We start from the raw sequence: 6000 nt of genomic DNA, 5'->3' as shown, positions 1-6000 counted from the left end.
GCTCATGGTTGGGTTAAATTACCAAGTTTGCTTCTCCCCATTATATGCAGCTTCAATGTAAATTGATATAACTTATTTAGTGTTGCACAGACAGAACGTCCAAAACGTCCTGATCCAATTACAGCAAATTGGTGATTATCTTGACGCAGACTACGGAAAAAATTTAACGCTGATAAATTCACAATTGTTAATCTCTATTATTGATTCCTAGATTCAATCAAAAGCATTATAAGTAGAGAGGCTCACGCCGATTCTGTTAAAATCACCCTTAATCCGTCCAGCTTGTTTTGCTGAGATGGGATTTTTATTAACTTGCGATAGATCAGTGCTGATTTACTTGATAGGAAATGCCTCTTTCAACAATGAAATAGAGCCATCAGCAATAAACCGTACACCAATGGCTAGGATAAAAAAACCAAAAACTCGATTTAAGGCTCCTACACCATTTCTTCCTAACCTTTTAATTAATGGCTCTCCTAAGACAAGACACAGGTAAAGGCTAATTCCGATTAAAACAATTCCCACTAAAGACTCTAGATACTCTACCCAATGATTAAAGCTAATCGATAAACTCGTGACTACACCAATTGCTCCAGGTCCGCTGATCAACGGCACTGCCATTGGTGTAAAAGAAATATCCTCTTTTTCCATAGCTTCATCCTTTTCTGATGGAGTTAGGCGTTGATGAACTGTAACCATTTCCCACGCTGTATGAGCAACAAGTAATCCACCTGCTAGCCGTAGCACATTTAGTGAAATCCCAAAAAATTCTAGTATCCATCTGCCAGCTACTAAAAACACAGCTAAAACTAAAACTACATTGGTGGCAGTTTGTAATGCCTGCTGATGACGCTTAGATGATGTTTCTGTTGCTGTTAAAGTATAAAAAACCGGAACTGCACCTATTGGATTGGCAATTGGGAAAAGAGCCATAAAGGTTGCTAATGTATTTTGAATTAACGGCATTATCAATATTTGGTTATCTAAGTTCCTTAAAAGCAGAGTTTAGCAGAGAGTCGGGGTCAAAGAAAGAGAATGACTTGCCTGTGGCAATGGACTGCACGACGCTAACGCTTGTGGATGCTGCACAGAGTAATCTGCCTTTGTTGTTGGCTGAAAACCAAGATTGCGGTGTTGAGCCGAAAGAGTGTTATGGAGGTGCTTGTTCCGCCGCGTCCGTCGCACAGAATTTAACTGGCTTGGAAAAACAACATAGCCTTTGCACTTCGTTGAAAGTAGAAAACCAGGATTGTGATGTTGAGGCGGCATTGCCTCATGAAGGTATGTTTTCCACCGCGCCTGTTGCACAAAATGAATTTTCTTCAAGTTCGGCGATCTCTAATTAAACACCAGAGCTTGTAGAAGAGGGCTATTCTGCTTCGTTGTTAGGAAAAAACCAAGTTTCGGGTGTGGAAGTCAAAGTAGTTAATGAAGGTACTTTTTCTGCCGCGCCTGTCCCTAGTGCTGGAAAATGGTCACATGAGGTGATTGTTGCGCGGTCAAATATGCGACCGGAGCGGATGCAGAAACTCAAAGTAGCAGGCAATTCAAGGCAAAATTTGGGGTTTGACTTTTTGCAGGAATGTTGGAGTGACGATCCGGCTTTGCAAATTGTGATCAAGAAATTGCTGGCGAAGTTTCCGCAGTGGGGATTGGTTGCAGTGGAAGGGGTGCTAGTGAAGTGGGAGGAGTAACAAATGCGCCCATCACTCTTACAGGGAAGTTATATTTACTAAGTACCATTTTCCTGATGAGTTTACACTGATATCCCAATACTCAGAAAATAAGCGAGGAAAAGGCTCACCACTAAGCACATACCCTTCAGAAGAAATGACAAAGTTGGTCATTTTACCATTAACTTGAACCCGAAAAATATGCTGATTATCTTCCTGTTTATAACTAATGGGTGCAGCTTCAATAACTTCAGGTTGATAAATAATATCAAAGGAAGTACCAAAATCACGTTGAAATACATAGTATTGCAGGTAATAAAATGGTTTAGAAATATAATCAAGCATATGCTCGAAGTCCTTCATAGTCCAGTCCATTTGATACTTGATAAATAAAGAATTGATTTCCTCAATTAAGTGATTTTTACTAATTATTTGTTGATATTCTTGTTCACCGATCTCGAATTGGATTAAAATTTGCTTCCACTGTTCCTTATCTTTAGAATATTTGAGAGAATAACGATTAGTAAATTTTGAATTAATATTTGTTGCAAACTTAATTAAGTCAGAGTCATTGGTAAATTCTTTGTTAAAGAGATGTGTAAGATTATAAATTTCACGACAAAAAATAACGGGTAGCAACCCAGCAAATAAGACCAGTAGTATCAGTAGATACTTAGGAAGTGTCTTTGAGTTGATTGGAGTGAATGAGCTATTTCCATTACCTCCTCGATAATAGCCACCTCCACCGCCTCCAGTGCCTCCACCACCACCTTTGTTATGTACTAAAATGCCATTAGCATAAAAATTATGATTGGGATTCACAGATATAAGATTATAAACTGTGATATTTTCCTTAATATGATCAATATTGAAAATGAAAATCCTGGAATCCCCTTCCCCAATAAGCTGGTCGCCAATTTCCAGTTTTTGCGCTTGCTTTAACTTAACTCCTGTATCAGTCTTTATATAGAAAGGATGAGTTTCTGTTACTCTAATTTTGTTATTAATTAATAAATATTCATGTGATGTTAAGAGTTTAATTTCTCCTATTTTTCCTATTTCAAGTTGGTGAGTTGTAAAGTTATAAGTAACAATACTGTCAGCTTTATTCAATTTTTCGATAGGTTTATGTCCCTGAGATGTCAAAACCGGAGTTCCCTGTGCAAAGCAACCTCCACGAGCATAAACAGGTTCGGTGATACAAAAAGCAAGTAATATGATTAAAAAAATTGATATAACTTTGTTCACGTAGTTTATATTTTTCATTTCATTTTTCCAATAACAAATCGATAAATTTATTTATCTCAGCCATTTAGGATCAGTAAATCCACTTTTAGAGAGTACTGATTCTCAATGCTAACCAGAGGCAGTCCTTCGGAAAAGTTAGCTGCGTAATCAAATTGTGGTGGAATAGCGAATTTACCCGTTTTATCAATATAACTCCACTTTTGATTCACCCAGACTCGTGCTAATCCTTGAGCAAAATCTGTAGCACCCTCAAACTGAAGAGGAATAGCGAATTTACCTGTTTTATCGATATAGCCCCATTTCTGATCAATTTGTATCCGTGCTAAACCTTCAGAAAAATTTGATGGGGAATAAGACTGAGGTATAGCATGGATTTGAGCTTGATTATCGATAGAGTTGAGTTTGTAGTTAGCTTCTTTTAAGAATCCTTGAGATAGTAATAGACTAGTGAAAATTAAACCAATAAGTCAAGAAAAGAATTGTTTCATTTTTTTGAAGTTACTTTCAAAAAAGTAATAATTTTCCTTTTGTTTTTTGCAAAGGCTTAATCTATATGAATATTTAGATTAAAGATTTGTGCCTTAATTTTAAGTTACTCTCAAAATTATGTTCGCCAATGATTAGTTATATCATGTCCGCCAAATTACCTATAATAAAAGAACCCCACCCCCAACCCCTCCCCGCCTGCGGGGAGGGGAGACAAAGCACAGCTTTGGCGGGGTGGGGTTCTTCGGGTTTAATAAGCAATCAAGCGGACATGATATTACAATCGAGTCCAAGTAAACAAGTAAGCTGAAGGTGAGCCAGAGTACTTTTTCCCAGAATTAGATGCAAATCTATTTACAGTTCGATGTTCTTACTGGTTTTGACAATAGCTAGTGGAATTTTTGTATACTTAGTTTCACCACTAAGAGAGCCAACTTTTCAACCGACTCATACTCTTGACAAAATCCCTAAGAGATCGAATGAAACAGCCCTGCTTTATTAAAGGGTGAACCCGAAAAACGTCTATCAAAATCCCCCTTTTTAAGGGGGATTTAGGGAAATCGAGATATCTGCAACTTCACATTAAATTGGTATAAGCTATAAATCTTCTAGAGCCTCATTCTCAGTAAAACTGATAAATTTGTGCAAAAAAATCAATGTTTTTCTAGGATGCAAAAGAGTGCTTTGGGAAGGGGATCGAGTATCCCATGATAGACCGTTTGTTTAGCCAAACGCAGATTAAATCGTTCTTTGAATATCTGCCCAATCTCCTCTGGGCTAAAGCGGTAAGGCCCTTGTTCTCTTGTTTCCTCTTGAGAGAAGCATTTCAGTAACAGGTAGCACTTAGGCTTTAATAAGCTTGCGACTGTTTGCACGTAAGTACCATAGCTTTGGGGTGGCAGAACATGGAAGCATCCTCTGTCGAGAATCAAATCGAAAGATTGTTCCAAACGACTGTTGAGAATATCATCTTGCTGAAAAGAAATTTCTAATCCCTTTTGATTTGCTTTTGCTGCCGCTTGACGAATAGCCGCCTCTGACAAATCTGTCCCCATCATCTGAAATCCTCGTTCGGCTAGGGCCAGCGCTTGAGTTCCCGGCCCTGTTCCCAAATCCAGCACTGAACCATTGCTCAGTTCAAGGGTAAGGAGCGCTTCTTCGACATCTGGATCTAAGTTAGGGTTGAACCAGGGCATGGTTTCAACGGCTTGTTCTTGATAGAGCGCTTCCCAGTTCGGAAATTCTCGTTCGGTCATCATTAGTTACGCTTTCTATTGAATAGGTAAATATAATAGCTACGATGTCTTCCAAAAACTCAAGTGATTAAAGTCAGCTAAATTGCTTTATGCTTTTGGCATGGTAGAGTAAACCGATTGACGTTGATGCAATAGCTCAAACCATTGCCTCAATTTAGGATACTCTTGCTGCCAATTATGGCCAAATCTGAGGCTGTAGTAACCCAACCCTGATATAGCTGCCACATCAACAGCACTCAGAGTTTCATTGAATAGGTAGGCTGAGTTAGTCAACTTTTGCTCAAAAACACCTAAAATGCGATCAATGCTGGACTGATATTTAGCTTGGGTGGCAAAATCAGCTTGATTTCCTTGACGGGTTTCGTACCACAATCCCACAACATTATCTATCAAACTGTCTGCTAACTCTTCCCCCTGACGACAGCACAAACGCTCAATGCGCGAGCCTGGATAAAAACTCGGCTGAGGATAAGTCTCGTCTAGATACTCCACAATCAGCGTTGAATCCCAAAAAACGAGACCATTTTCATCCACCAATACCGGAACTTTCCCAATGGGAGATAAACCCAGGAATTCTGGAGATTTATTGTTAATCTCTGTTTCTTTGAATTCACAAGGTAGCTGCTTCTCGGCCAGGACAATTCTCACTTTCCGAGCGTAAGGCGATCGCTGTGCAAAGTATAAGATTCGCGCCATATCGCTGCTATAAATTCAGTATTGTGATTTCCTATTTTAAATCCAATTTTAAATTAATGAAGCCAAACAAGCGGCTACAAAAGCGCAAGTGAATAACCCTAAAGTGCCTCCGAAGAGTCTATGTTGATGAGTTTGGCATGGATGAACGCTCTGGGCTTGGGCTATGGATACTCCAGAGTTGATTAGTTAAAGCATTTTATGAAACGGCACAAACTTCGCGCCAGTAAATGCTTTGAGATTTAAAAACCGACGGCTTGAAAACTCAGCAACGAGACGATTGCGTACATCATACCCTCACTTGAAAGCTGCGCCATTCCACCACTTTTGCCCCGGTAACTCTAACATAGAACGGGATAAATCGCAGCGCGTAGCTTGCCCCCTCTTGGAGACGCTCTGCGCGTTCGGCATCGCTAGGTCATTTTTTGTACTGACTGAAGAATAATTCTGCTTTCTGGTTGATGCGTCAAATCAGTTTTAGAGTTAATTTCATTCACGTCTGGGAAATTTTAGTTCTCTGTTATTCTCTCCGATTTTGGGATTTGTTCTAGCAGGGGGGCTGCTGTATTACAGTTTTGCAACCTAAATTTTTAAATATATATGCATATACACAGTTTGTATGATTATTGATCACTAAGTACTAA

7 protein-coding genes and 1 pseudogene are annotated in these 6000 nt (G+C 39.2%); 2 read left to right on the top strand and 6 right to left on the bottom strand.

Annotated elements, in window-relative coordinates; genetic code table 11:
• Positions 1 to 71 precede the first annotated feature (71 nt).
• Both RMY27_RS27770 and RMY27_RS27765 read right to left on the bottom strand, forming a co-directional pair.
• Positions 72 to 182: pseudogene (locus RMY27_RS27770) on the bottom strand (TrkA family potassium uptake protein); the annotation flags it as partial.
• A gap of 151 nt (positions 183 to 333) precedes the next feature.
• Positions 334 to 966 (bottom strand): MarC family protein, encoded by a 633-nt coding sequence (locus RMY27_RS27765; RefSeq protein ID WP_322668077.1) that lies wholly within the window; start codon positions 964 to 966, stop codon positions 334 to 336.
• Here RMY27_RS27765 and RMY27_RS27760 point away from each other — a divergent pair.
• On the top strand, positions 945 to 1346 hold the full coding sequence (locus RMY27_RS27760; protein ID WP_322668076.1) for a hypothetical protein: 402 nt from the start codon (positions 945 to 947) through the stop codon (positions 1344 to 1346). The two genes, RMY27_RS27765 and RMY27_RS27760, sit on opposite strands and share 22 nt — an antisense overlap.
• A 36-nt stretch (positions 1347 to 1382) precedes the next feature.
• Positions 1383 to 1694: a hypothetical protein gene (locus tag RMY27_RS27755; RefSeq protein ID WP_322668075.1), complete on the top strand. Its 312-nt coding sequence runs from the start codon at positions 1383 to 1385 to the stop codon at positions 1692 to 1694.
• Positions 1695 to 1712: 18 nt separating this feature from the next.
• On the opposite strand, the gene RMY27_RS27750 is transcribed toward RMY27_RS27755, so the two are convergent.
• From RMY27_RS27750 to RMY27_RS27735, 4 genes are all read right to left on the bottom strand, one after another.
• Positions 1713 to 2939 (bottom strand): Hint domain-containing protein, encoded by a 1227-nt coding sequence (locus tag RMY27_RS27750; protein WP_322668074.1) that lies wholly within the window; start codon positions 2937 to 2939, stop codon positions 1713 to 1715.
• 38 nt (positions 2940 to 2977) lie between these two features.
• Positions 2978 to 3286, bottom strand: coding sequence for a WG repeat-containing protein (locus tag RMY27_RS27745; protein ID WP_416212373.1), 309 nt, complete (start codon positions 3284 to 3286; stop codon positions 2978 to 2980).
• Positions 3287 to 4060: 774 nt separating this feature from the next.
• A complete protein-coding gene (locus RMY27_RS27740; RefSeq protein ID WP_322668073.1) occupies positions 4061 to 4666 on the bottom strand; it encodes a class I SAM-dependent methyltransferase in 606 nt (201 codons plus the stop codon).
• 84 nt (positions 4667 to 4750) lie between these two features.
• Positions 4751 to 5359 (bottom strand): glutathione S-transferase family protein, encoded by a 609-nt coding sequence (locus tag RMY27_RS27735; RefSeq protein WP_322668072.1) that lies wholly within the window; start codon positions 5357 to 5359, stop codon positions 4751 to 4753.
• Positions 5360 to 6000: the final 641 nt, after the last annotated feature.

This window comes from Nostoc sp. DedQUE09 (assembly GCF_034530915.1).
Taxonomy (GTDB): domain Bacteria; phylum Cyanobacteriota; class Cyanobacteriia; order Cyanobacteriales; family Nostocaceae; genus Nostoc.
This window is presented reverse-complemented; position numbering and strand designations above follow the sequence as displayed.

Bases quoted from the DNA above. Each gene is read 5' to 3' on its own strand.
- RMY27_RS27735 (WP_322668072.1), bottom strand. From the start codon at position 5,359: ATGGCGCGAATCTTATACTTTGCACAGCGATCGCCTTACGCTCGGAAA.
- RMY27_RS27760 (WP_322668076.1), top strand. From the start codon at position 945: ATGTATTTTGAATTAACGGCATTATCAATATTTGGTTATCTAAGTTCC.
- RMY27_RS27740 (WP_322668073.1), bottom strand. From the start codon at position 4,666: ATGATGACCGAACGAGAATTTCCGAACTGGGAAGCGCTCTATCAAGAA.
- RMY27_RS27750 (WP_322668074.1), bottom strand. From the start codon at position 2,939: ATGAAAAATATAAACTACGTGAACAAAGTTATATCAATTTTTTTAATC.
- RMY27_RS27765 (WP_322668077.1), bottom strand. From the start codon at position 966: ATGCCGTTAATTCAAAATACATTAGCAACCTTTATGGCTCTTTTCCCA.